The 24,579-nt window shown below is 34.1% G+C and carries 15 protein-coding genes; 13 read left to right on the top strand and 2 right to left on the bottom strand.

Features of this window, described 5'->3' with window-relative positions:
- Window positions 1-6: 6 nt before the first annotated feature.
- The 4 genes from mnmG to AC1EU5_RS00995 all read left to right on the top strand — a co-directional run bounded on the left by mnmG (window position 7) and on the right by AC1EU5_RS00995 (window position 6,718).
- Window positions 7-1,884: a tRNA uridine-5-carboxymethylaminomethyl(34) synthesis enzyme MnmG gene (mnmG, locus tag AC1EU5_RS01010; protein WP_480190478.1), complete on the top strand. Its 1,878-nt coding sequence runs from the start codon at window positions 7-9 to the stop codon at window positions 1,882-1,884.
- A 27-nt stretch (window positions 1,885-1,911) separates the two neighbouring features.
- On the top strand, window positions 1,912-2,799 hold the full coding sequence (locus tag AC1EU5_RS01005) for a class I SAM-dependent methyltransferase (RefSeq protein WP_480190477.1): 888 nt from the start codon (window positions 1,912-1,914) through the stop codon (window positions 2,797-2,799).
- A gap of 205 nt (window positions 2,800-3,004) precedes the next feature.
- Entirely contained in the window at window positions 3,005-3,550 is a 546-nt protein-coding gene (locus AC1EU5_RS01000; RefSeq protein ID WP_480190476.1) for an OmpH/Skp family outer membrane protein, read from the top strand.
- A gap of 186 nt (window positions 3,551-3,736) precedes the next feature.
- Window positions 3,737-6,718: an OmpA family protein gene (locus tag AC1EU5_RS00995; RefSeq protein ID WP_480190475.1), complete on the top strand. Its 2,982-nt coding sequence runs from the start codon at window positions 3,737-3,739 to the stop codon at window positions 6,716-6,718.
- Here the strand turns inward: AC1EU5_RS00995 and AC1EU5_RS00990 are convergent.
- A complete protein-coding gene (locus tag AC1EU5_RS00990) occupies window positions 6,711-7,112 on the bottom strand; it encodes a hypothetical protein (protein ID WP_480190474.1) in 402 nt (133 codons plus the stop codon). The two genes, AC1EU5_RS00995 and AC1EU5_RS00990, sit on opposite strands and share 8 nt — an antisense overlap.
- A gap of 127 nt (window positions 7,113-7,239) precedes the next feature.
- On the opposite strand from AC1EU5_RS00990, the gene AC1EU5_RS00985 reads away from it, so the two are divergent.
- The 6 genes from AC1EU5_RS00985 (at window position 7,240) to AC1EU5_RS00960 (ending at window position 18,266) form a co-directional block, all read left to right on the top strand.
- Complete coding sequence (locus AC1EU5_RS00985) at window positions 7,240-12,819, top strand: alpha-2-macroglobulin family protein (RefSeq protein WP_480190473.1); 5,580 nt, start codon at window positions 7,240-7,242, stop codon at window positions 12,817-12,819.
- Between the two features lie 4 nt (window positions 12,820-12,823).
- On the top strand, window positions 12,824-13,366 hold the full coding sequence (locus AC1EU5_RS00980; protein WP_480190472.1) for a pyridoxamine 5'-phosphate oxidase family protein: 543 nt from the start codon (window positions 12,824-12,826) through the stop codon (window positions 13,364-13,366).
- Window positions 13,367-13,429: 63 nt separating this feature from the next.
- Window positions 13,430-15,781, top strand: coding sequence for a penicillin-binding protein 1C (gene pbpC / locus AC1EU5_RS00975; RefSeq protein WP_480190471.1), 2,352 nt, complete (start codon window positions 13,430-13,432; stop codon window positions 15,779-15,781).
- A gap of 58 nt (window positions 15,782-15,839) precedes the next feature.
- Window positions 15,840-16,580: a LytR/AlgR family response regulator transcription factor gene (locus tag AC1EU5_RS00970; RefSeq protein WP_480190470.1), complete on the top strand. Its 741-nt coding sequence runs from the start codon at window positions 15,840-15,842 to the stop codon at window positions 16,578-16,580.
- A gap of 1 nt (window position 16,581) precedes the next feature.
- Window positions 16,582-17,910 (top strand): sensor histidine kinase, encoded by a 1,329-nt coding sequence (locus tag AC1EU5_RS00965; RefSeq protein WP_480190469.1) that lies wholly within the window; start codon window positions 16,582-16,584, stop codon window positions 17,908-17,910.
- Between the two features lie 119 nt (window positions 17,911-18,029).
- Window positions 18,030-18,266, top strand: coding sequence for a hypothetical protein (locus tag AC1EU5_RS00960; protein WP_480190468.1), 237 nt, complete (start codon window positions 18,030-18,032; stop codon window positions 18,264-18,266).
- Between the two features lie 82 nt (window positions 18,267-18,348).
- On the opposite strand, the gene AC1EU5_RS00955 is transcribed toward AC1EU5_RS00960, so the two are convergent.
- On the bottom strand, window positions 18,349-18,849 hold the full coding sequence (locus AC1EU5_RS00955; protein WP_480190467.1) for a CYTH domain-containing protein: 501 nt from the start codon (window positions 18,847-18,849) through the stop codon (window positions 18,349-18,351).
- 82 nt (window positions 18,850-18,931) lie between these two features.
- On the opposite strand from AC1EU5_RS00955, the gene porZ reads away from it, so the two are divergent.
- Genes porZ through AC1EU5_RS00940 form a run of 3 tightly spaced genes read left to right on the top strand, consistent with a single transcriptional unit; the run spans window position 18,932 to window position 24,458 of the window.
- Complete coding sequence (gene porZ, locus AC1EU5_RS00950) at window positions 18,932-21,271, top strand: type IX secretion system anionic LPS delivery protein PorZ (protein ID WP_480190466.1); 2,340 nt, start codon at window positions 18,932-18,934, stop codon at window positions 21,269-21,271.
- A 2-nt stretch (window positions 21,272-21,273) separates the two neighbouring features.
- Window positions 21,274-21,990 (top strand): DNA repair protein RecO, encoded by a 717-nt coding sequence (gene recO / locus AC1EU5_RS00945; RefSeq protein WP_480190465.1) that lies wholly within the window; start codon window positions 21,274-21,276, stop codon window positions 21,988-21,990.
- 2 nt (window positions 21,991-21,992) lie between these two features.
- On the top strand, window positions 21,993-24,458 hold the full coding sequence (locus AC1EU5_RS00940) for a TonB-dependent receptor (protein ID WP_480191080.1): 2,466 nt from the start codon (window positions 21,993-21,995) through the stop codon (window positions 24,456-24,458).
- The last annotated feature ends 121 nt before the right edge of the window (window positions 24,459-24,579 follow it).

The raw sequence follows: 24,579 nt of genomic DNA, 5'->3' as shown, positions 1-24,579 counted from the left end.
TTATGAATGAGTTTATTTGAATCTACATATGATGTAATTGTTGTTGGTGGTGGCCACGCTGGTAGTGAAGCAGCAGCAGCAAGTGCTAATTTAGGAGCTAAAACATTACTGATAACAATGAATCTGCAGAACATTGGTCAGATGAGTTGTAATCCTGCAATGGGTGGTATTGCAAAAGGACAAATTGTTCGTGAAATTGATGCACTTGGAGGTTACAGCGGAATTGTCACCGATAAAACCGCTATTCAATTTAAGATGCTCAACAAGTCTAAAGGCCCTGCAATGTGGAGTCCAAGAGCACAAAGTGATCGTATGCGCTTTGCTGAAGAATGGAGAATGATGTTAGAGCAAACACCTAATTTGGATTTCTTTCAGGACATGGTGAACGGATTAGTGGTAGAAGAAAATCAAATAGTTGGAGTTAGAACAGCTTTAGGAATTACGATTAATGCAAGGTCAGTTGTATTAACTACAGGCACTTTTTTGAATGGACTGATTCATATAGGTAATAAAAATTTCGGTGGAGGTAGAGCTGGTGAAAGGGCTGCTGTTGGAATTACTGAAGATTTAGTTCATTTGGGATTTGAGTCAGGTAGAATGAAAACAGGTACACCGCCAAGAGTTGATGGTAGATCATTAGATTATTCAAAGATGATAGAGCAACCAGGAGATGCAATACCTCAGAAATTCTCATATTCCGCAACAACAAAACCATTGAATGAACAACGTTCATGTTATATGACGTACACCAGTAATGAAGTTCATGAATTGTTACGTGAAGGCTTTGATCGCTCGCCAATGTTTAATGGAAGGATTCAAAGTATAGGCCCAAGATATTGTCCATCTATTGAGGATAAAATTGATCGTTTTGCAGAGAAGGAGCGTCATCAATTGTTTATAGAACCTGAAGGTTGGAATACGGTTGAGATATATGTAAACGGATTTTCAACATCTTTACCTGAAGATGTGCAAGCAAAAGCATTGCAAAAAGTAGCTGGTTTTGAAAATGTAAAGTTCTTTCGATTTGGATATGCTATTGAATATGACTACTTCCCTCCTACTCAATTAACGCATACTTTAGAAACTAAACTTGTTACCAATTTGTTTTTTGCTGGTCAAATAAATGGAACGACTGGTTACGAAGAAGCTGCTGCTCAAGGTATGATGGCAGGTATCAATGCTGCATTAAAAGTACTAGAAAAGGAACCATTTGTATTAAAGAGAAACGAAGCGTATATTGGTGTATTGATAGATGATTTGATTACTAAAGGTACAGAAGAACCTTACAGAATGTTTACCTCTAGAGCAGAATATAGAACATTACTACGGCAAGATAATGCAGACTTGAGATTGACACCTCGTTCATATGAAATAGGTTTAGCTTCGGAAGAGCGAATGAAGCGTGTGCTTGAAAAACAGAAAAAGACAGATTCATTTATTGATTATTTAAAGGAAACTAGTATTAAACCAGAAGATGTTAATCCAATTTTAAAAGAAAATAATTCTGCTGAAATATCGCAGTCTATGAAGATGTTTAAAATTGCGGCGAGACCACAGTTAAATTTTGACCAAGTGAGGCAATTTCCAGGTGTAAATGATTTTATAATTGATAATGAGATCGATAAAGAAATTATAGAGCAAACAGAAATTCATGTAAAATATTCAGGATATATAGAGAAAGAAAAGAACAATGCGGATAAGCTGAATAGGCTTGAGAATATATCCATCCCTTCCAATTTTGATTATCATAAGGTAAAATCATTGTCTTATGAAGCTAGAGAAAAACTTTCTTCTATTCGGCCCACAACAATTAGTCAAGCCAGCAGAATTTCAGGGGTCTCTCCTAGTGATGTTTCCGTTTTATTAGTGTACATGGGTAGATAAGTTGCCGCATTTAATTCATTGTTCCACGTGAAACATATAAACACTTCGCCCATTGATAACTCTAGTTTAGTTCCTTTTATTACTTGCAAGGATTATACGGTTTCTAATAAAGATTTTTCAATTTTATTAGACAAGGAAAATGATCTTTTAGTGACTTCTCCCAGACCAAATGATGAAGATTTGGGAAATTATTATGAAAGTGAAGACTATATTTCACACACTGATTCTAAAAAGTCAATGTTTGACAGGGCATATCAGCTTGTTAGAAATTACACAACTAATAAAAAAATTAAACTTATTAATTCCTTTGAGATAACAGATAAATCTTTGCTGGATGTTGGTGCCGGAACAGGTGACTTTTTATATGCATCTAAAAATAAAGGATGGAAAGTTTATGGAATTGAACCCAATAAAAAAGCTCGAATAACAGCAGAGCTAAAACTAAATAAGAAATTGTTAAAAGAACTGGGTGATTTTAACAATGAAACTTTTGATGTAATTACACTTTGGCATGTTCTAGAACATGTTCCTGATTTAAACGAAACAATAATAAAACTGAATGGCTTACTAAAACCGAATGGAACTTTAGTAATTGCAGTTCCAAACTTTAAAAGCCACGACTCAAATCACTACAAAGAATTCTGGGCTGCCTATGATGTACCTAGACATCTTTGGCACTTTTCTCAAAAAGCCATTGAAAACCTTTTTTTGAAGTTTCAAATGAAAGTTGTAAAAAAACTGCCAATGAAATTTGATGCTTTTTATGTAAGCTTACTTTCTGAAAAATACAAAACTGGCAAGATGAATCTGCTTAAGGCATTTTGGGCAGGACTGAGATCAAATGCAAGCGCAGTTAAGACTAAAGAGTATTCTTCTATAATTTATGTACTTAGAAAGACCCAAAACTCATTTTAAGCCCGTTTAAGAGCTTTTTAAGCTAAGAAGCACCTACATCAGTCTCCTTTTTAAAACCAAGCCTTTCTGGGTGAGAAATGAACTCTAATATTGATAATCTGAAATTATAACAATCCCCTTTACTATAAGTTTTATTTATTCACATAATTTTAGAGTAGAGGGCTAACTAGTTTTTATATATTTGCGCAAATTTTAAAAAGATATCATGAAGAAATTTATTGTGTTGTTTGTTGGGTTAATGCTATTATCATGTAATGAAACAAAAATTGCCTATGTAGATGTTGAAGAAGTAATTAAAGAGTATAAAGGAACGAAGGAAGCTGAAAAAGAAGTAAGCAAAAAATCTGATGAACTGAAAGCTCAGTTAGATGCAATGGCTGCAGATTACCAAAAGCAGGTAAATGATTATTATGCGCAAGCAAAAAAAATGTCAAACAAAAAAAGACAAGAAACAGAACAAGCTTTAGGTCAGCAGCAACAAATCTTGGCACAGCGCCAACAGGAAGCACAGCAACAAGTACAAAAAGAAGGTCAAGAAAAAATGGATGAGATCAATGAGAGTGTTGTAGACTTTGTGGCTGATTATGCAAAGACAAATGGTTACACCTATATTCTAGGTACTTCGGAGCAGACTAAGACGGTATTGTATGGCCAAAAAGAAAATGATATTACAGATATTATTCTAGACGCTCTGAATGATGATTATAAAAAGAGTGGGCCTAAAGAAGAAGTCAAAGAAATAGAAAATTAATTAATAAACTACTTATAATCAATTAATTAAACCCAATTTAATATTGGGTTTTTTTATTTTTAATAATCTTCTGATGTGAATTTTATAGTTGAATTTTGATAAAATCACAAGAAATTTTTATCAATTTTATACTTAAGTTATCAAAAGTGCGTTATACCATATGAAATTTAACTGAACTGATTATCCATGAAAAATTACTTACTAACCGTAATTTTACTCCTCTCGTGTATCTCTTTAAATGCACAAACTTCTACAGGTATACATCACATAAAGTATTTAGACATTAACACCGCTAATTCAGATTTTAGTGTTGATTTTTTTGATGATGATAAAGTTGTTTTTGCAACCGCTACAACAGATAGAATAATCAATAGTTCAAAACGTCAAGCACATGTTGATTTATTTGAAGGTAATGTTGGAGAACAAGGAGAAATCCTAGGTAAAGTAAGAAACGGGGGTATTCTTAGTAAAAAAATAACCAAAACAGGAGCCACTTTTTCAAGTGATAAAAAAACCGTTTATTTTACGGCGAAAAAATATAGAAAAAGAAAATCAAACAAGCCTGAAAATTCTGAGCTTTTTAAAGCGGATATCGATGAAAATGGTAATTGGATAAATGTTGAAAAGCTTTCAGTTAATAAGAAAAATTATACTATTGAAAGCCCGTCATTAAATAAAGAGGGAACTAAGCTATATTTTAGCTCTAACCTTCCTACGACAGTTGGTGGAAAAGACATTTTTATTGCCGAAGTAAAAGCAAATGGTACATTAGGAGAACCTAAAAATTTAGGTACTACAATCAATACAAGAAAGGACGAAATCACACCTTTTATAGCAGACAATAACTTCCTGTATTTTTCTTCGAATGGAAGAACGGATAGCATGGGAGGTTTTGATATTTATGCAAGTGAAGCCCTAGATAATACGGTTTCAATTCCATTACATTTAGATGCACCAATTAATAGCATTAACTCAGACTTTGCTTATATAGTTAAGGAGGACAATAAAGGATATTTCACTTCTAATAGATTGCAGGGCCAAAACAATAATGATATATACTCATTTTATATAGAGCCTGATAAGCCTGTGAAATGCTACCAACAAGTAATAGGTACAGTTAGAGACAAGGAAACAGAAAAAGTATTACCTGGTGCTACTGTTACTATTACTACTGAAGAGGGCGTTGAAATTGCCGAATTGACTACAGATGAAAACGGTAACTATACCTATGATCTAGGTTGTAGAGGATCATTTACAGTAAAAGCTAGCAAGAAAGATTATTCTGAAGAAGAACACATTGTTAATACTGCAAATTATACAGAATCTCCATCATTAGAGATTAACCAGAGCTTGACGTATAACTTTAAAGAAGTTCAAGATAAAGTAGTAATCAATGTAAACCCTATTTACTTCGGATTCGATAAATGGAACATCACAAAGGCTTCTGCTAATGAGCTAGACAAGATTGTAGAAATCATGAAAAATGATGAAAGCTTGATTGTTGAGTCAGCTTCACATACAGATTCAAGAGGTACAAAGGCTTATAACCAGATACTATCTGAAAGAAGAGCAAAAGCAACGGTAGACTATATTGTGTCTAAAGGTATAAGTAGAGATAGAATTAAGTCTAAAGGGTATGGTGAGAGTCAGTTGATCAATAACTGTGCAGACGGGGTGCGTTGTAGTATTGAAAAGCATAAATTAAACAGACGTACTGAATTTGTGATTGTCAATAAGCAGGTGCTAAACATGCCAAAAAGAACTCCTTCTAAAGCAATTGACAAAGTAGTAGAAGAGGTTGTTGTAACAGACAAAGTTGAAGACACAAATGGGGTAAATTCAAGGCAGCCATCTGCAACCAATACGCAACCTCAAATTGTGGATGACGACGACGAATCAACAAAGGAAAGTTCTACAAGTGATAATCAAACAATAGAAACAAAAATTGAAGAGCCAACTACAGAAAAAACCTTAGTACAAGAAGAAGTTAGATCAACAAAAGACTTACAACAAGAAAACCAGACTGAAAAACCAATCAACAGCCAACAGACGTCAAGTTCAAACTTGACGTCTGTTTCGGCTTTTAATAAAGAAGCAACCAATGAAGAAATCACAGACAATTTAAACTACAGAAAAGATCATCTTAATACTGAAATAGAAAAGAACGATACTAGAATTATCCTAAGTAGTTCAAAGATCAAAGAGGAAGAAATTGTTGCTGATACATCAAATGAAACCTTACAAACTACAGAGACAAAAGAAGAACTAGTTAAGGAGAAGGCTCAAACTCAAAAAGAACAAATTAAAGTTAGCTCTAAAGAAAATGTTCAAAAAACAAAAGCTTTAATAGAAACAGAAACTGCTGATCTGGCATCAAACAAAAAAGATTTAGATAATAATTTAATCTTAGAATCTCCAAAAGTAATAGATAAAGAGGGAACAAAAGATGAAGAGACGATTTCTAGTGCTACTAAGAAACAAGTTTCAAGGGTTGTTACCGAAGAAGAAATAGCTAGAGAGCAGCCAGCTTCTTATTCACCATTTAATAAAGATTTAACGGAGAGATCAAACAACATAGATGCCGTTACTCAATTACTAGAAGACGATGATGACAACGCTTCTTATGCCAATGCTTTTGGTAGAGATCTTGACAAAAATATTGAGTACCAAGAATATGAAAAGAAAAAAAAGTTAACAGATGCGCAAGTAATAGAGCAGCGAAAAAAAGAATTTAAAGAAACATATATTTCTAGTGTAAAGAACTTAGACAAAGAAGAGGTTTTGACTATTGCCGGGATGGATGTTTCGGCCATGTCAGTGAGTAAAAAGGGCAAGTATAAAGAAACTAGTAATGCCAAAGCTGCTGATGTTATGCGCATAGACTTCCAAATCACGAACAATGAAAATATAACATCAGGATACAAGGAAGTATACATCATTATTCAAAAACCAGATGGTACTATTTTAAATAAGAAAGGAAGTTTTCAATTAAGCAATAATACAAAGCTACGTTACACTCAAAAAACGGAAGCCTACTACAGAAATAATGGGTTGAAATTATCGATTGTTACAGAACCGTTCATTCAAAAAATTACCAGAGGCGTCTATACAATCACCATTTATATCGAAGATTACCCTGTAGGTTTGGAGATGATCAAGCTTAGTTAATCTTTTCATATTTTTCTGCACATGCCTCTATACATTGATAGTAAATAATCAATTCGTTATCCTCAAGCTTGATATCTAGAATTATTTGTGCAAAACTTTCACAATTTACTGGGTTTAGCTCTTCATCTTGTAAAGAATAATTCCCATTAGTATCACGCTCATTAAAAGGTTCAAAAAAGCAAATATTTCCGTTAGAAGAAAAAGTGCCATCTTCAAAAAAAGTGATCGTTTTGTCACTATCTACATCGGTAAAAACACCACTTCCATCACCCGGATCTGCAAGTATCTGTGCTAATTTCCATTGACCAATAATTCCAGAGCCGTCATCATCACTTGAGCAACTTAATAAAAGAAGGCTTAATAAAAAAATGCACGTAATATAAATTGATTTCATAAATAAGCTTTTTAATCTGATGGAAAAAAGAAGAATAAGTTGCGCAAAATAAAAGACAATTTTATAAATCAGCGCTAAAAATATTTAGTAATTTCATTGTCAGATTAAGTGACTAAAAATTGGCTATATGAACTTCAAAAAAGTACTAAAAATACTATTGATAGGTTTAGTGATTGTTTCTTGTAAAAAGAAAACCCCACAAGAAGAAACGGATAATCTCTTTAAGTTTAAAGAATATATTCATTATACCACTTCAGGAGTAGTTTCGATTACTGAACCAATTCAAATAGGGCTGGCTAAAGAAGTTGAGGGATGGGAACCAAATCTGCAGGTGTCTGATAAAATAGTTACAGTGCAACCCTCTATAAAAGGAAAAATAGTAGCCTTAAACTCCAGGACATTTAAGTTTCAACCTGAAGAACACTTAAAACCAGATACTGAATATACGGTATCAGTAAACTTATCAAGATTGTACAGCAAAGTGCCTTCAGAATACAAGAAGTACACTTTTAAATTTAAAACCATAACTCCAAACTTTACGGTAAATACAGGTAACATACAATCATATAGCAAAGAATGGCAATATCTAGAAGGAACTTTAAGGTCTGCAGATGTATTACCATTAGAATCTGTGAAGAATTTTATTATTGCTACTCAAAAAGGAAAAGACCTATCTGTAAAATGGCAACCTGTTTTGCAATCAACTACCCATTTTGAGTTCAAGATAGATAGTATTCAGCGCTTTGAGGAAGATTCTAAAATCAAGATACTATGGTCAGGTAAGAAAGGTGGAATTGATACTAAAGGAGATGCCTCAATGAGCATTCCAGGTGTCAATAATTTTTCCATTATCAATGTTGAGGTGGTTCAGACACCAGAACAACATTTAGTCATCAATTTTTCTGACCCTTTAAAACAAGAGCAAAATTTTAAAGGATTGGTAGCTATAGAGAATATAAAGACGTTAAAATATGTTGTTGACGGTAACCTTTTAAAGGTATATCCTGATTCTAGAGTTATTGGCAATGTATTAGTAGATGTTTTTCAAGGAATTAAGAGTGTAGATGGGTACAAGCTCAAGAAGGCATTTTCAGAAAGGATTGCTTTTGAACAATTAAAGCCCGCTGTTCGTTTGGTAAGTAGCGGTGTTATTTTACCAAGCTCAAATAAGTTACAATTCAATTTTGAAGCGGTCAATTTAAAAGCAGTAGATGTTCATGTGGTCAAAATATTTGAAGATAATATTCTTCAGTTTTTACAAGAGAATAACCTTAACGGAACCAATCGATATAATTTAAGAAGAGTAGGACGTAGGATTGCCAAAAAAACCATTGAGCTGTCAAAATCTGAGCTAGATAATCAAGGAAAATGGAAAACATATGGCATTGATTTATCCAAGATGATTCAAACAGACCCTGGAGCCATATATAGAATAGAATTGAGTTTTAAGAAAGGATATGCTACTTATACATGTGATGGCTCAAAAAAAATCACCAATAGCGAAGACAATGAATATTTTGAAGAAGATTATTATGAGGAAGAACCTTATGCAACCGAAGGCAGTAAGGAAGCCGATGAGCGAGAAGAACAATATTGGGATAACCTGATTTACAATTATAGAAACTACAGATATTATAATTGGGAAGACCGTCAAAATCCATGCAAAGAGGCCTATTATTTTAATGAAAGCCATATTGTTTCAACCAATATTTTAGCTTCTAATCTTGGGGTTATCGCTAAACGAGGTGAAAATAAATCGTACCATTTTGCAGTAACTGATTTACGTTCTACAAATCCTGTTTCTAACACTAAGATAAGTCTGTACAATTATCAACAACAGGAAGTAGGCAAAGTAACCACAGATACACAAGGTTTTGCTGTTTTCGATGCGGATAAGCATGCTTATTTTGCCATTGCATCTAAAGGAAAAGAAAAAGCCTATATCAAATTAGATGACGGGCAATCACTATCGCTAAGTAAGTTTGATGTTTCGGGAAGAAAATTACAGAAAGGCCTAAAAGGATATATATACGGAGAGCGTGGTGTGTGGAGACCCGGAGATTCACTGCATCTTACTTTTGTGCTAAATGACAAGACAAATCCATTACCTAAAGAACATCCTGTAAGGCTAGAAATAACTGATCCTTACGGGAAATTAACCTTCAAGAAAGTAAACAATCAAGGAGTAAAGGGCTTTTATAAATTCACCGTTCCTACATCGCAAAATGCTGCTACTGGTAATTGGAATGCTAAAGTGAGCATAGGTGGAGCTACTTTTTATAAGGCATTGAAAATTGAAACGATCAAACCAAATAGGTTAAAGATCAATATAGACTTTAACGAAGAGGTCTTAACAGCGAAAAAGCCTATTTTAGGTAGGTTGAATGTTAAGTGGTTACATGGGGCTGTAGCCAAAAATTTAAGAGCAGAAGTGAAAGCTAAATTTTCAAGTACCTACACTTCATTTGACAAATTTCCAAAGTATATTTTCACAGATCCTACTCGGAATTTCTATACGGAAGAAATGACCATTTTTGAGGGAAAGTTAGATGCTAATGGAGAGGCATCAATTACCGAAAAAGCAGATTTTGGTAAGAAAGCTCCTGGTATGTTACGCGCATCTTTTTTAACCAGAGCATTTGAAAATGGAGGTGATTTTTCTATTGATGCTTTTAGTAAAAATTATGCGCCTTATGATACATTTGTCGGGCTTCGTTCACCCAAGTCAAGAGCGTATGGTTCCTATTATACTGATGAAGATATCACTTTTGATGTGGCTACGGTTGATGCGGAGGGAAATCCCATTTCCAGAAAAGACTTAGAGGTAAAAGTATATCAGATTAAATGGCGTTGGTGGTGGAATTCATCATATGACGATCTGGCATCCTACAGTGGGAGTTCTTATCATAAACCAATCAAAGAATTTAAGATCAATACCAATGCTTCTGGTAAAGCAAATTTCATAGTGAATATTCCTGAAGAAGAAGGAGGAAGGTATTTAATTAGGGTAGCAGATCCTGAAGGAGGTCATGCAACCGGTACCACTACTTATTTTTATAAAAACTGGTGGAAGCGTCCAGCGGGAAGTGATCCGCAGGCGGCAAAAATGCTGGTATTTTCCACTGATAAAGAAACATATAATGTAGGTGAAAAGGCTAAGGTAACATTTCCTTCAGGTACTGCAGGAAGAGCCCTCCTTAGTATTGAAAACGGCACGGAAGTATTGGAACAATTATGGGTAAAAACTCAAAAAGGGGAAACATCTGTTGAAATTCCTATCACTAAAGAAATGACACCTAATGTGTTTATAAATATTTCTTTATTGCAACCACACGCTTCAACGGCTAATGATTTACCCATTCGTTTGTATGGTATTATTCCAGTATTGGTGGAAGATCCTAACACCGTTTTGGAACCTCAAATTACAATTCCTAAAGTACTGAAACCTGAAGAGACTTATACTTTAGAAGTAAATGAGAAGCAAGGTAAACCTATGACCTATACATTAGCAGTAGTAGATGAAGGGCTGTTAGACCTCACACGATTTAAAACTCCAAATGCTTGGAATGATTTCTATGCTCGCGAAGCACTAGGCGTAAAAACCTGGGACATTTTTGATCATGTAATTGGTGCTTACGGTGGCAGTATAGAGCAGGTATTTGGTATTGGTGGTGATGAAGAATCTAAGGCAGGTGAAAACCCTAAAAAGGCAAATAGATTTAAACCTGTAGTAACATATTTAGGACCTTTTAAATTGGAAAAGGATCAAACAGCATCTCATAAAATTACCATGCCTAAATATGTGGGTTCTGTAAGAGCAATGGTTGTTGCCGGAAATAATACCAATGCCGCCTATGGCAATGCACAGGAAACTGTACCTGTAAGAAAACCCTTAATGGTTTTATCATCGCTTCCGCGGAAGTTGAGCCCCGGAGAAAAAGTTACCTTACCAGTTACAGTTTTTGCTATGGAATCCAAAGTAAAACAAGCCAATGTCAGCTTAAAACTAAGTAAAGGAATTAAAGTAATCGGGCAAAAAACACAGGCGCTTACATTCAATAGACCTGATGAGAAAATGGTATACTTTGAGTTGGATGTTAGTGAAGCACAAGGCATTGGAAACATAGAGGTATTGGCATCAGGAAATGGGGAAAAAGCTTCTTATCAAGTGGAAATTGATGTGGTAAATCCAAATCCTGTAAGTACTAAAGCTCAGGACTTGATATTAGAAGCAAATGCAAACCAAACGATAGACTTTAGAACCTTTGGAGTTATAGGAACAAATACGGCTGAGGTAGAATTTTCTACCATGCCACCAATGGACTTTACAGGTAGGTTACGATACCTTATTCAATATCCGCATGGTTGTGTTGAGCAGACCACCTCAAGTGTTTTTCCTCAATTATACCTTTCAGATATTTTTGATTTAACTTATGATAAAAAGCAAACCATAGATCGTAATATTAAAAAAGCGATTGAAAAATTAGGCCACTTCCAAACACCCAACGGTGGATTAGGCTACTGGCCTGGAGATAATACTGCTGACGATTGGGGTACCAGCTACGCAGGCCATTTTATGATTGAAGCGCAGAAGAAGGGCTATGTAATGCCACTCACTTTTATGAATAATTGGTTAAAGTATCAACAACAGGCTGCTAGAAGTTGGCGAGCAAGCTACAAACGTTATAATTCTGATCTGGCGCAGGCATATCGTCTCTATACTTTAGCATTAGCCGGTCATGCTGATTTGGCCTCGATGAATCGTTTACGCGAATTCGACGAATTGTCAAATGATGCAAAATGGCGTTTAGCTGCTGCCTATGCCTTAGCAGGACAAAATGAGGCTGCCAAGAAAATTGCCAATACAGCCAATATAAGTTTTGAAACAAAAAGAGGCGATTATTATACCTATGGCTCCGTAAATAGAAATAGAGCGATGGCGATGGAAACCATGCTCTTAAATAATGATACTAGGTACAGAGAACAGGCTGAATATTTAGCAAAAGAACTATCATCTAAAAGATGGATGAGTACACAGACCACAGCATATGCCTTGCTTGCTATGGCTAAGATGGTTAAGAAACAAGGAGGCAAGTCCATGAAGTTACAGTATACTATGAACAATGAAACATCTGAATCTTTGAATACTGAAAAAGCAGTAGCCCAACGCAGTTTGAAAATTAAGGAAGGTGACAATAAGTTAACTGTCAAAAATAACCAAGCCAATATAGTGTATGTACGCCTTTTGAATTCGGGAGTCTTACCACTAGGAAAAGAACTTGCAGAAAAGCGAAATTTAAGTGTACAAGTTCGTTATAAAGATATAGCCAACAACCCTATGAAGATTACTAAGCTGCCACAAGGAACTGATTTTAAAGCTGAAGTCACCATTAGTAATTTAAAACAAGAAGCTATTTATGATGTAGCCTTGACCGAAATCTTCCCGTCAGGATGGGAAATTGTAAATACGCGCTTCACAGATTATGGTAATACCAGTAACAATCAAGCCAATTATACTGATATACGAGACGACAGAGTGAATTTCTATTTTGACTTGAAAAAACGTGAATCAAAAACCTTTACGGTGCTTTTAAATGCATCTTATTTAGGCAAATATTATTTACCCGGTATTCAGGCAGAAGCAATGTATGACAACGATTATTTTGTGCGTACCAAAGGAAAATGGGTGGAAGTAACTAAACAATAAAAAAATGGCAAAACAGTATGATCATATTTCAAAAAAACAGCAAGAATTCATAAAACAACAGAAACTATTTTTTGTGGCTACAGCTACATCAGATAGTAAAATTAACCTTTCCCCAAAAGGAATGGATTCCTTACGCATTTTAGATCAGAATAGGGTAGTCTGGTTAAACCTAACCGGTAGCGGTAATGAAACAGCCGCACACCTATTAGAAAATGATAGAATCACAATTATGTTTTGTGCTTTTGAGGGTGCACCACTGATTCTAAGAATTTACGGCATGGCAAAATCACATCACCCAAGAGATGCTGTATATCAAGAACTGATTTCCTTATTTCCTCATATAGCCGGAGCCAGACAGCTAATAGACATTGAAGTAGATTTAGTACAAACATCCTGCGGCATGGCAGTTCCTTTCTATGAATTTAAAGGTGAGCGCAACCAGCTCAAAGAATGGGCGGAAAATAAAGGTGAAGTGGGTTTGAAAGACTACTGGCAAGAGAAAAATACCGTTAGTTTAGATGGCAAGCCAACAGGAATTTTTGAATAAAGACGATTCTTTTGCAGATCAAAGGATGATGAGTTTAGCTTTAGCTAAAGGCGGAGGGATAAAATGAAAAATATACCAAAGCGGATAAAAAAGAATAAGATTAAGTTCGCAATATTATTTTTATTGTTGATTTGGTACTATTTTTCACTTCCAAAACAATTATTTAAAGAGCCTACTTCCACTGTAATAGAAAGCGAAGAGGGTGAGTTATTAGGTGCACATATCGCTGAAGATGAGCAATGGCGATTTCCGTATAATGATAGTGTTCCTAAAAAATTTCAGGAAGCTATCTTGGCTTTTGAAGATGCCTATTTTTATAAACATCCCGGTTTTAATCCTGTTTCTATTGCCAAAGCTTTTTGGCAAAATCTTCGATCAAAAAGTGTAAAAAGAGGGGGTAGTACGCTTACCCAACAAGTGATTCGCTTATCCCGTAAGGGTAAAAAAAGAACCTATGCTGAAAAGCTGGTTGAGATTATATTAGCGACCAGGTTAGAATTAAGGTACAGTAAACAGAAAATATTGGCCTTGTATGCTTCAAATGCCCCTTTTGGTGGTAATGTTGTGGGTTTAGATATGGCAGCATGGCGTTATTTTGGTCAAAGACCATCTGAGTTATCTTGGGCAGAAACGGCTACATTGGCAGTACTACCGAATGCACCAAGCCTGATCTATCCTGGTAAGAATCAAGAAAAGTTACTTCAAAAAAGAAACCAGTTACTTAAAAAGCTATATAAGAATGCTAAAATAGATCAACTTACCTATGAATTAGCATTACAAGAGCCATTGCCTCAAAAACCATTCGCATTACCTCAAATAGCACCTCACCTCTTGCAGAGAATAAGTAAAACTAATAAAGGTGAACGGGTTAAAACTTCTGTGAAAATAGCCTTACAAAATAGAGTGAATACCATTGTAAATAACCACTATAATATCTTAAAGCAAAATCAGATTCATAATATAGCCGTATTGATTTTAGATGTTGAAACTCGTAAAGTACTAACATATATTGGAAATTCACCTACTACCTCAGAACATCAAAAGGATGTTGATATCATTGACAAGCCGAGAAGCACAGGTAGTATTTTAAAGCCATTTCTATATGCAGGGATGTTAGATTCAGGAGATATTCTACCAAATACTTTAATTGCAGATGTACCCACACAAATAGCTAATTACAATCCTAAAAATTTCAATGAGGAATACGATGGAGCAGTTACTGCAAGTAGAGCACTTTCCCGCTCCTTGAATGTACCATCAGTACGCATGCTTAATAAATATGGATTAGAAAAATTTCATTTTTATTTAAAGAAACTTAAGCTCAAGGATATAAAATTCAATGCAGGTCATTATGGGTTATCACTTATTTTAGGTGGTGCTGAAAGTAATTTATGGGATCTATGCAAAGCCTATGCAGGTTTTACAGGAACAGTAAATCATTATGATACTACACAAGGAAAATATTATTCTCATGAGTTTGTAGAACCATTATTGTTGGACCGTAAGAAAATAGATTTTGGTAAAATTACTACAGAGAAGCCCATTTTTGATGCTGGATCGATTTACCTTACTTATACATCATTAAAGAACGTAAATAGACCAGAAGGAGAAGAAAATTGGGAGTTTTTTGATTCTTCAAAAGAGATTGCCTGGAAAACAGGCACTAGTTTTGGGTTTAGAGATGCTTGGGCTATTGGCACTACCAAGAAATATGTGGTAGGTGTTTGGGTTGGGAATGCAGACGGTGAAGGCCGTCCTGGCTTAGTTGGTTTGAATGCAGCAGCACCAATTTTATTTGATGCCTTTGATCTTTTACCACAAAACGAATGGTTTCAAAACCCTTATGACGAGTTGGAAAAAATACCAATTTGCGATAAAAGTGGTTATAGAGCTTATGAATATTGTCAGCAAAAAGATTCTATGTACGTGCAAAGAGCCGGACTCAAAACTAAGCCGTGCCCATATCACTTTCTGGTGCATTTAGATAACCAAGAGCGTTATCAAGTGAATTCTTCATGTTACCCTATTGGAAAAATGAAACACAAAAAGTGGTTTGTTCTACCTCCGTTAATGGAATTTTATTATCAAAAGAAAAGCCCAAATTACAAGGTTTTACCATCGTATAGAATTAGCTGCTTATCAAGCGAAGAAAAAATCATGGACTTTATCTACCCCAAGGAGTCTATGAAAGCATTTTTACCGAAAGATTTTAATGAGGAAACGAATGATATTGTGCTTAAGCTGGCACATTCTATGCCCAATATAAAGGTCTTTTGGTATGTAGATGCAAATTTTGTGGGAAGTACACAAACATTTCATGAAATGGCAATTCAACCTAAAATTGGAAAACATCTAATTACAGCTGTAGATGAATTAGGGAACGAGCTCAAAAGAACCATTGAAATAGCGGAGTAAATTTTGCTAATCTTTTCAAATGTAGTACTTTGGCACAACCAACCAAACTCCTACAAACATGCTTAAAACGGTCGTTATTGATGATGAAATTCATGCTGTGGAGGCACTTGAATGGAAGCTTAACAGATATGTTGAAGATATTCAAATCATCAAATGTACTTCCCCTAGAGAGGGTATTGAACTTATTAATGAAGAAAAACCTGATCTGGTTTTCTTGGATATCGAAATGCCTGAAATGGATGGCTTTGCATTATTACAAGAGTTGGACTATAAGGACTTTCAGTTGATTTTCACCACTGCTCATGATGAATTCGCCCTAAGGGCGATAAAAGTGTCAGCTATTGATTATTTATTAAAACCCGTAGACAAAGATGAACTTATTGCTGCCTTAGAAAAAGTAAGAGCAACGAAGAAAGAAACTAAATTAGAGGACAAACTAGAATCACTTTTTTCAAATATCAATACCAAGAAAACAGATAAGATAAATATAGCTGCTGATAGTAAAATTTATTTGTTAGATAAAGAGGATGTAATCATGTTAAAGTCCGATAAAAGCTACACTACTGTTTTCTTAAAAGATGATCAAACTATTTTAGTATCAAAAACATTAAAAGAAGTAGAAAAAAAGTTTGAATACCCTCAATTTTATAGAGTACATAATTCTTATTTAATCAATATCAATCACGTAAGTCAATATTCTAAAAGTATGGGCGGAGAGTTGATTATGAGTAATGGCATGCATGCTAGTATCAGTCGTAATAAAAAGGCTGAATTACTAAAGAAACTCTCACTACAATAACATGTTATTAGACTTTAGCTCAGAGATTTACTCATGGATACGCGGGGCTTTATTGATATTGGCATTATATCATTTGGTTATTTTTATGAATAACCAAAAAAAGCACTATCTCTATTACAGCCTTTACTTAATTTCTTTTTTTATTTATTTTCTGAGTGATTTAAATAATCCTAAACTCCCTATTTATAATTATATAAATTTTGCGATACAATTTTTAGGTTATGCTGCATACGTTTGTTTTGCAAGAAGACTGCTAAATACCAAAGAACATATTCCTGAGTGGGATAAACTTTTAGTGATTCAAGCCAAGATTTTTATGCTTTGTGGTTTAATTTTCCCACTAATTCAAGTTTTTTACAGTTATGGTTATCAGGAGAAGCTCTTCGCGATTATAATTCCAGTGGCCACTGTTTTTAGTTTATTAACCTACATTGTTTTAACTAAGATAAAAGGAAAGCATGTTACCTATTTTATCATTGGTTCTTTAACATATATTTTATTGGCAAATGTGAGCTTTTTAGGTCCATACGCCATGGGAAATGAATACTTTTTAGAAAGAGGTGTTCAACCAATGTTCTTTACCTACATAGGCGCTATGATAGAAACTACCATGTTTGCTTTTATCATTGGCTATAAGTCAAAATTATCAGATTTAGAAAACAAAAAAACAGAAGCAATATTGGTGCAAAAGGCTAGAGAAATGAGCGACCTTAAAATGTCAGCATTACAAAGTCAAATGGATCCTCATTTTTTGTATAATTCACTAAACTCAATTAATAACTTTGTACTTCAAAATGATGTAGAGAAGGCATCAGACTACATCACCAAATTTTCACGTCTTATACGTGAAATTCTTTCGAATTCTACAAACCTCACAGTTCCGCTAAGTAAAGAATTAGGGGTTTTAGGCTTGTATGTAAAACTTGAACAAATGCGCATGCAGGGAGGTTTTGAATATGAAGTTAGTATTGATGAACGTATTAATTTAGATGCTATTGATGTGCCTCCTCTATTTATTCAACCGTTTATTGAAAATGCAATTTGGCATGGCTTTGCAAATAAGAAAGATGGCAAAAAAATTAGGGTGAGTATAACAGATGAGGATGATAACATTCGCTGTGAGGTTATAGACAATGGTATAGGTATAAAAAAGTCAAAAGAACTAAAAAAAAATGCAAGCAGAACCAGAAAATCTTTTGGTCTGCAAGTATCAGAAGATAGAATAAAATTGCTCCATGAAAATGAACGTGTATATGTAATCATTGAAGATATTACCGATAAATTTTCATCAGGAACTAAAGTCACTATCAAATTTCCTAAGGGTAGTTAATTACCATTTATTTTGTTTTTTTGACCATTTGTTAAGAGTTGACTTTCAATTGTAAATTTTGACTTTTTTATAATATGTTTTTGTATAAATTTATACTGAAACCAACTGAAATTTTTAAAATGTCTATTGTCTCTTTTACCAAACCATCTGATAGCGAAATTTTAAAAAGATTCATAGACAATAAAAAAGTAACTGTAAGTTTTGTTGGCCTAGGTAAAATTCGTCAAACGAACAATGAAACTTTTTATATAAGAACAATCAAAATCAAGAAAAATAACTACGAAACCCTTCAGAATGTTATTTATGCTAAAAAAGGAGTTTCATGGTTATTTAATAGAACCGAATTAGTGCAATAATCAACAAACCAAGCTAATTCCAGACGCCAGGGGAAATTGCTGTCAAAAAAGAAAATTTAGAGTCAAACACATAAGCCTTATCTTACCCCTTTGATAAGGCTTTTTCTTTTTCGCTCCAATTGCAAAAAGGATACTTGCTTAAATTGGAATTGTAATATTTAACGTTTCCCGTTATTTCTTTGCCTAACCAATCAGGTTTTTCAAAACTATCATTTTCATTTTGCAATTCTATTTCAGCAACGATCAGTTTCTCATTAGGACCATGAAATTCATCTACCTCAAAAAGATTTCCTTTAAAGTTCACATAATACCGATGTTTTTCAATAACTCCTTTTTCACAAAGTGCAAATAATTGTTCAGTTTCTTTTAAGGAGAGTTCTTTTTCCCATTCAAACCTTGAAGTTCCAGCACTATTAGATTTACCTTTAACGGTTATATACCCTTTCTCATCAAGTATGCGTATTCTTACCGTACGTTCTTTATGAGAGTTTAAAAAACCTTGCTTTATATAAGCTTTCCCTGACGCTTTTGACTTAAAACGATCAGATATAACCAAAAATTTACGCTCTATTTCAATTCCCATTTTCTAAAATCATTTAAATCAAAAGTACATTTTTATTGTTACGGTATTATTAAATACCTTTGAGCAGTTTATTTAGCCTTTAATGAAGCAGATTTTTATTCTTTTTCTTGCATTCTCTCCTTTTTTTTGTTTCGGTCAAACCGATTTTAGTAATAATTGGGAAGATTTTTATTCCTATAATAATGTTAAGGATTTTACTAAGGCAGGTGACAAAATTTATGCCGCGACAGACAATGCTGTTTTTATTTATGATGTTGTTACTCAAGAAATAGAAAAACTATCATCGGTTCAAGGTCTTTCAGGAGAAAGTACCTCGAGTATTTATTATGATGAAGCTACAGAAAAACTCGTGATTGGTTATGAAACAGGGCTCATTGAAGTGATTGATAACGAGGGAAAAATTACTATTTCTAATGATATTGAGCGTTTAAGTATTACAGGCGAAAAACAAATTAATGATATTGCTTCTTTTGGGAATAAGATATTGTTGGCTACTCCGTTTGCAGTTGTGGTGTATAACATAGATCGATTGGAATTTGGAGATACATACTTTATAGGGAACGGATCTTCAGAAGTTTTAATCAATGAAATAGAAGTTTTTGAAGATAGAATTTATGCTGCTACTGAACTAGGTGTTTTTTCTGCAGATGCTACTAATCCAAACCTAATTGATTTTAATAACTGGCTTCAACCACAAGGGAATCTTATAGGAAATTTTAAAACAATGGAAGTTTTTAACACTGAATTATTTACTTCTAAAGGAAATGAACTTTTTAATATTACTTCTCCCAACACTTTGCAATCTATTTCTTTATTGCAGTCTGAGGTACTAAACTTATATGCCAGTGAAGATTTTTTGACGATTACAAGCTTTCGACAAGCAAGAGTTCTTAATACTTCTATGAATATTGCTGCTATAGCTGACCCTACTACTAACTTTAATTACGCTTTGAGCATCGCTTACGCGGAAAATGATATACTTTATCTGGGCACTTCAGAATTTGGCATTTTACAGCGGACATTTATAGATTCAGTAACCCATTTAGAGATTCACCCTCAAGGGCCCATATCTAACGATATTTTTTCCGTTACTGTTGAAAACAACAATATTTGGATGGTTTACGGAGGTTATGATGCAGCTTTTACACCTTTAGGACTTATTAGAGATGTAAGTCATTTTAATAGTGAGGATTGGATCAAAATACCTTTAAATAGTTCATTTCCAGTCAAGGATTTAGTCAATGTGACGATTGATCCAGAAAATGAGAATAAAGTGTATATCAGCTCTTGGTCTCAAGATGGAGTAAATAACCCAAATCATACCGGAGGAATACTCATTATTGAAAATGATGAACCTATTGAGTTTTTAAATCAAACAAACAGTGGGTTAGAATCAATTGTTTTGCCATCTAACCCAAATTACAGAAGCATTAGAATTAATGGTACCGCTTTTGACAATCAGGGCAATTTATGGGTAGCTAACGCTTGGATAAATAATAGGTTAAAGAAGTTGTCACCCAGTGGTACTTGGTCAAGTTTTGATTTGAGCTCAATTATTACTAATGACGCGTTTGGCCTAACAGAATTAGAGGTAGATAGAACGGGTAGTGTATGGATTGGTTCCAGAAGAAATGGTGTATTGGTATTTAATGAATCAGGTAATAGAATGAGAGCATTAACCACAGAATTAAGTAGAGGTTCACTACCCGATGCTTTTACCCCTTCAATTGCCGTTGATAGAAATAATAGAATTTGGATTGGAACTCAACAAGGACTGGTGGTTTTTTCAAATGCTGGCGGAATATTTGAAGCTACAACGTATGATGCTAATCCAGTAATTATAGAAGATGACGGAGTGGCTAGAAGATTATTAGGGGAACAATTGGTTTCTTCAATAGCTATTGATGGTGCTGACAATAAGTGGTTCGGAACCGCAACAGGAGGTGTTATTGCAACGAACCCTTCAGGTCAGGAAACACTCTACACATTTAATGCAAGTAATTCACCGCTACCATCTAATAGAATTATTAAAGTTAAAGTAGATGATAGTACTGGAAAGGTATATTTTGCTACAGACAAAGGTATGGTTGCTTTTAATAGTAATGTTGCCCCTTTTGGAGATGATTTAGGTGAAGTATATGCATACCCAAATCCTGTTAAAAAAGAACATACTGTTGTAACCATTGATGGAAGAAACGGCACGCATTTACCAAGAGGAACAAATGTTAAGATTTTAGATAGTGCTGGTAGATTAGTGTATGAAACTAATGTTATTGAAGGTCAAGAACTAAGTGGTGGAAAGGTAGTTTGGAATAAAACTAATCTGGCCGGCAAGCGAGTTGCTTCAGGAGTTTATATTGTGCTGTTGACATTACCCGATAGGTCAGAAACGTCATCAACGAAAATAGCAATTATCAATTAGTAATGGTAGTCACACTAAAGGCTATTGTATTAAGTTCAATTAAATATAGTGATGCAGACTTAATCGTAAAATGCTATACTCAGAATGGGTTAAAAAGTTATTTGCTTAAAGGGGCATTAAAATCAAGAAAAGGAAAACTAAAACCTGCGTATTTTCAGCCTCTATCTCAGCTAGAAATCATAGCAAATCATAATCCAAAAAGAGAATTGCACTTTATTAAAGAAGTAAAGATAGCATATCCTTATTCCTCTATTTTTAACAATATCAAAAAACAAACAATAACTATTTTTTTGTCAGAAGTTTTGGCAAAATCTATCCGCGAAGAGGAATCAAACATCAGACTGTTTGAATACATTGAGTCTTCGTTAAAATGGTTTGATTCGAATGAAAAAACGACCAATTTTCATATAGTCTTTTTAGTAAATCTTACAAAGTATTTAGGTTTTTATCCTGACAATGAGAATCTGGATTTGCCATTTTTTGATTTACAAGAAGGATACTTTACTGATAAAAGGCCTTATAACAATTATATATCTGGAGAAAATTTAAAGTTCTTTAAAGAGCTGCTCGGCATAAATTTTGATGGATTACAGAGATTAACATTAAATGGTAAATCAAGGCAAGAACTACTTAATATTCTGATACAATATTTTGAACTACATTTGCCCGGATTTTACAAACCCAAATCTTTAACTGTCTTAAAAACTGTATTTGAGTGAATATGAAGAGAGCTATTACTTTACTTTTTATTCTTTCCTTTTCTATACTATCTGCACAGCAAATTACGGTTTTAGATAATGAAACAAAACTGCCCATTTTGGGAGTAACAGTTCTCAATAAAAATAAGTCTATTCAAGCCGTTTCAGACGCTAATGGCAAGATAGATATCTCTCCTTTTTCTATAAATGACATTCTTACCTTTAACCATATAAATTATACAGATTATAAAGTTCAGAAAAGGTTAATTACGGGTAAAAAAATAATTTCACTGGTGAATAAGACTCAACAACTTCAAGAAGTTTTTTTGTCAGCCTCAAAGAGTAGAGAGTTAAGAAAAAGAATAGCCGAACAGGTTGAAGTTTTCTCTATAAAAGATATTCAAAGAAGCGCACCACAAACCTCGGCAGATATGTTAGCTGAAATTCCAGGAATAAAGGTTCAAAAGTCTCAGTTTGGTGGTGGTAGTCCTGTATTGAGAGGTATGGAGGCTAATCGCGTTTTATTAGTTGTAGATGGTGTTAGAATGAATAATGCTATATACAGGAAGGGACATTTACAAAATTCTATTACTGTTTCACCTAATTTATTAGATAGAACGGAAGTTATTTTTGGCCCCTCGTCAGTAATTTATGGTTCTGATGCTTTAGGTGGTGTGATTCATTATTATACCAGAAAGCCAAATGTGAGTGAAAAAGCACAAATAAATGGCACTTTTTTATCTAGATATAGCACCATAAATAATGAGAGAACAATGCAGGGTGGCATAGAGCTGCAATTACCAAAGTGGGCATCTTATACAAGTATTTCCTTTAGTGATTTTGGTGATTTAAAGATGGGGAAAAACAGAGCGCATGACTTTGAAGATTGGGGCCGAATTTTTGAGTATTCTAATAATACAGATTCATTTTTTAATGATGAACCAATGGTAAACTCAGATTCTAATATTCAAAGAAATACAGGATATGATCAAATTGATATTTTGCAGAAATTTTTGATTCCTTTATCTACAAATACCAATTTATCTTTTAATTTTCAATACAGTAATTCTTCTGATATTCCTAGGTTTGATAGGTTGATAGAATATAGAGACTGTGAATTGCGTTTTGCGGAATGGCATTATGGGCCCCAAAAAAGATTATTGCTGTCATCACAATTGGAGATAAGACCTGAAAAGCGATTTTTAAGTAACGGAACTATAACTGCAGCGTATCAAAATATTAAAGAAGCAAGAATCAACAGGCGTTTTGGAAGCTTAGACAGAACCACTCGTACTGAAGAGCTTGATGTTTTTAGTATAAATGCTGATTTTTCAGTACCACTAACCACATCAAAAAATAGAATTTTATCTTACGGCATTGAGGTTACCCATAATGATCTAAGATCTACTCCACTTGGAGAAACATTGGAAGTAGACGGAAACCAAATTGTTGGAGTAGCAGATACATTTCCTGTACAGGCAAGGTATGCAGATGGCGGAAGCTCATATACCAGTGCAGCTGCTTATATTAATTACAGGCAAGATATTAGTAGTAGATCTACTTTAAACACGGGAATTCGCTTTACAGATACGTATTTAAATGCGAAATGGAATGATGAAACATTCATAACATTACCTGATAATGATATTTATTTGGCAAATTCTGCATTTACAGCAACTGTGGGATATGTTTATAAACCAACAATTAATTGGCAGATTAATGGAGTATTGTCTTCAGGGTTCAGATCCCCAAATTTAGATGATGTAGGTAAAGTACGTGAGCGTAGAGGAGACGTTACAGTGCCTAATGTTAGTTTAAGACCTGAGTATGCTTATAATGCAGAACTGGGCGTTTTAAGATATTTTAATAATAAAAAGATTCACTTTGGTCTCACGGCATATTATACCCTTTTAGATAATTATATTATTCGAGAAAACTTCCTATTAAACGGAAGCTCTACCATACTTTTCGATGGGGAGGAGGGTACTATTGTCGCGAATGTAAATAGAGATCAAGCCTATGTATTAGGAGGTACTTTTAACTTTAGTGGAGCCATTACGAGTAATTTAAGGTCAAAAGCTTCCTTAACCTTAACTAAAGGTGAAGCCTACGATACCGAAGAACCATTATCATCTATACCACCTCTTTTTGGAATGATTGAGTTATCCTATATAAAGAACAGATTTGAAGCAGCTATAGATGTAAGATTTAATGGTAGAAAAAGAACCAAGAGCTTTAATTTAACCGAAGGTATAGACAGGATAGAATTGACACCTATTGTTGATGAAAATGCAGAAGATTTAAGAATTATGCATTATGGCACGCCTTCATGGACAACTGTTAATTTTAATTCTAAACTACCGTTGACCAGAAATATTGATTTTCAGCTAGGAATAGACAATATTTTTGACCAGCATTATATAGAATTTGCATCGGCAATTAGTGCTCCTGGAAGAAATTTTTCTTTTTCTATACTGGCTAATTTTTAAAAACCGGCTAAATTATTTTTATTCAATCTAAATAAAGTTATATTTGCATTGTAATTTAACAAGTATAATGCTGATTATTTCACAGTCTTCCATAATTGAAATACGAAAGGACAAAAAAAAG

The sequence above is a fragment of the Maritimimonas sp. 2405UD52-3 genome (genome assembly GCF_056591715.1).
The sequence above is the reverse complement of the archived record's forward strand: the minus strand, read 5'-3'. Positions and strand labels throughout refer to the sequence as shown.

Coding starts and splice junctions, on each gene's coding strand:
- AC1EU5_RS00995 (WP_480190475.1), top strand. CDS start 3,737: ATGAAAAATTACTTACTAACCGTAATTTTACTCCTCTCGTGTATCTCT.
- mnmG (WP_480190478.1), top strand. CDS start 7: ATGAGTTTATTTGAATCTACATATGATGTAATTGTTGTTGGTGGTGGC.
- recO (WP_480190465.1), top strand. CDS start 21,274: ATGGTAGTCACACTAAAGGCTATTGTATTAAGTTCAATTAAATATAGT.
- AC1EU5_RS00940 (WP_480191080.1), top strand. CDS start 21,993: ATGAAGAGAGCTATTACTTTACTTTTTATTCTTTCCTTTTCTATACTA.
- AC1EU5_RS00970 (WP_480190470.1), top strand. CDS start 15,840: ATGCTTAAAACGGTCGTTATTGATGATGAAATTCATGCTGTGGAGGCA.
- AC1EU5_RS00965 (WP_480190469.1), top strand. CDS start 16,582: ATGTTATTAGACTTTAGCTCAGAGATTTACTCATGGATACGCGGGGCT.
- pbpC (WP_480190471.1), top strand. CDS start 13,430: ATGAAAAATATACCAAAGCGGATAAAAAAGAATAAGATTAAGTTCGCA.
- porZ (WP_480190466.1), top strand. CDS start 18,932: ATGAAGCAGATTTTTATTCTTTTTCTTGCATTCTCTCCTTTTTTTTGT.
- AC1EU5_RS01000 (WP_480190476.1), top strand. CDS start 3,005: ATGAAGAAATTTATTGTGTTGTTTGTTGGGTTAATGCTATTATCATGT.
- AC1EU5_RS00990 (WP_480190474.1), bottom strand. CDS start 7,112: ATGAAATCAATTTATATTACGTGCATTTTTTTATTAAGCCTTCTTTTA.
- AC1EU5_RS00985 (WP_480190473.1), top strand. CDS start 7,240: ATGAACTTCAAAAAAGTACTAAAAATACTATTGATAGGTTTAGTGATT.
- AC1EU5_RS00980 (WP_480190472.1), top strand. CDS start 12,824: ATGGCAAAACAGTATGATCATATTTCAAAAAAACAGCAAGAATTCATA.
- AC1EU5_RS00955 (WP_480190467.1), bottom strand. CDS start 18,849: ATGGGAATTGAAATAGAGCGTAAATTTTTGGTTATATCTGATCGTTTT.
- AC1EU5_RS00960 (WP_480190468.1), top strand. CDS start 18,030: ATGTCTATTGTCTCTTTTACCAAACCATCTGATAGCGAAATTTTAAAA.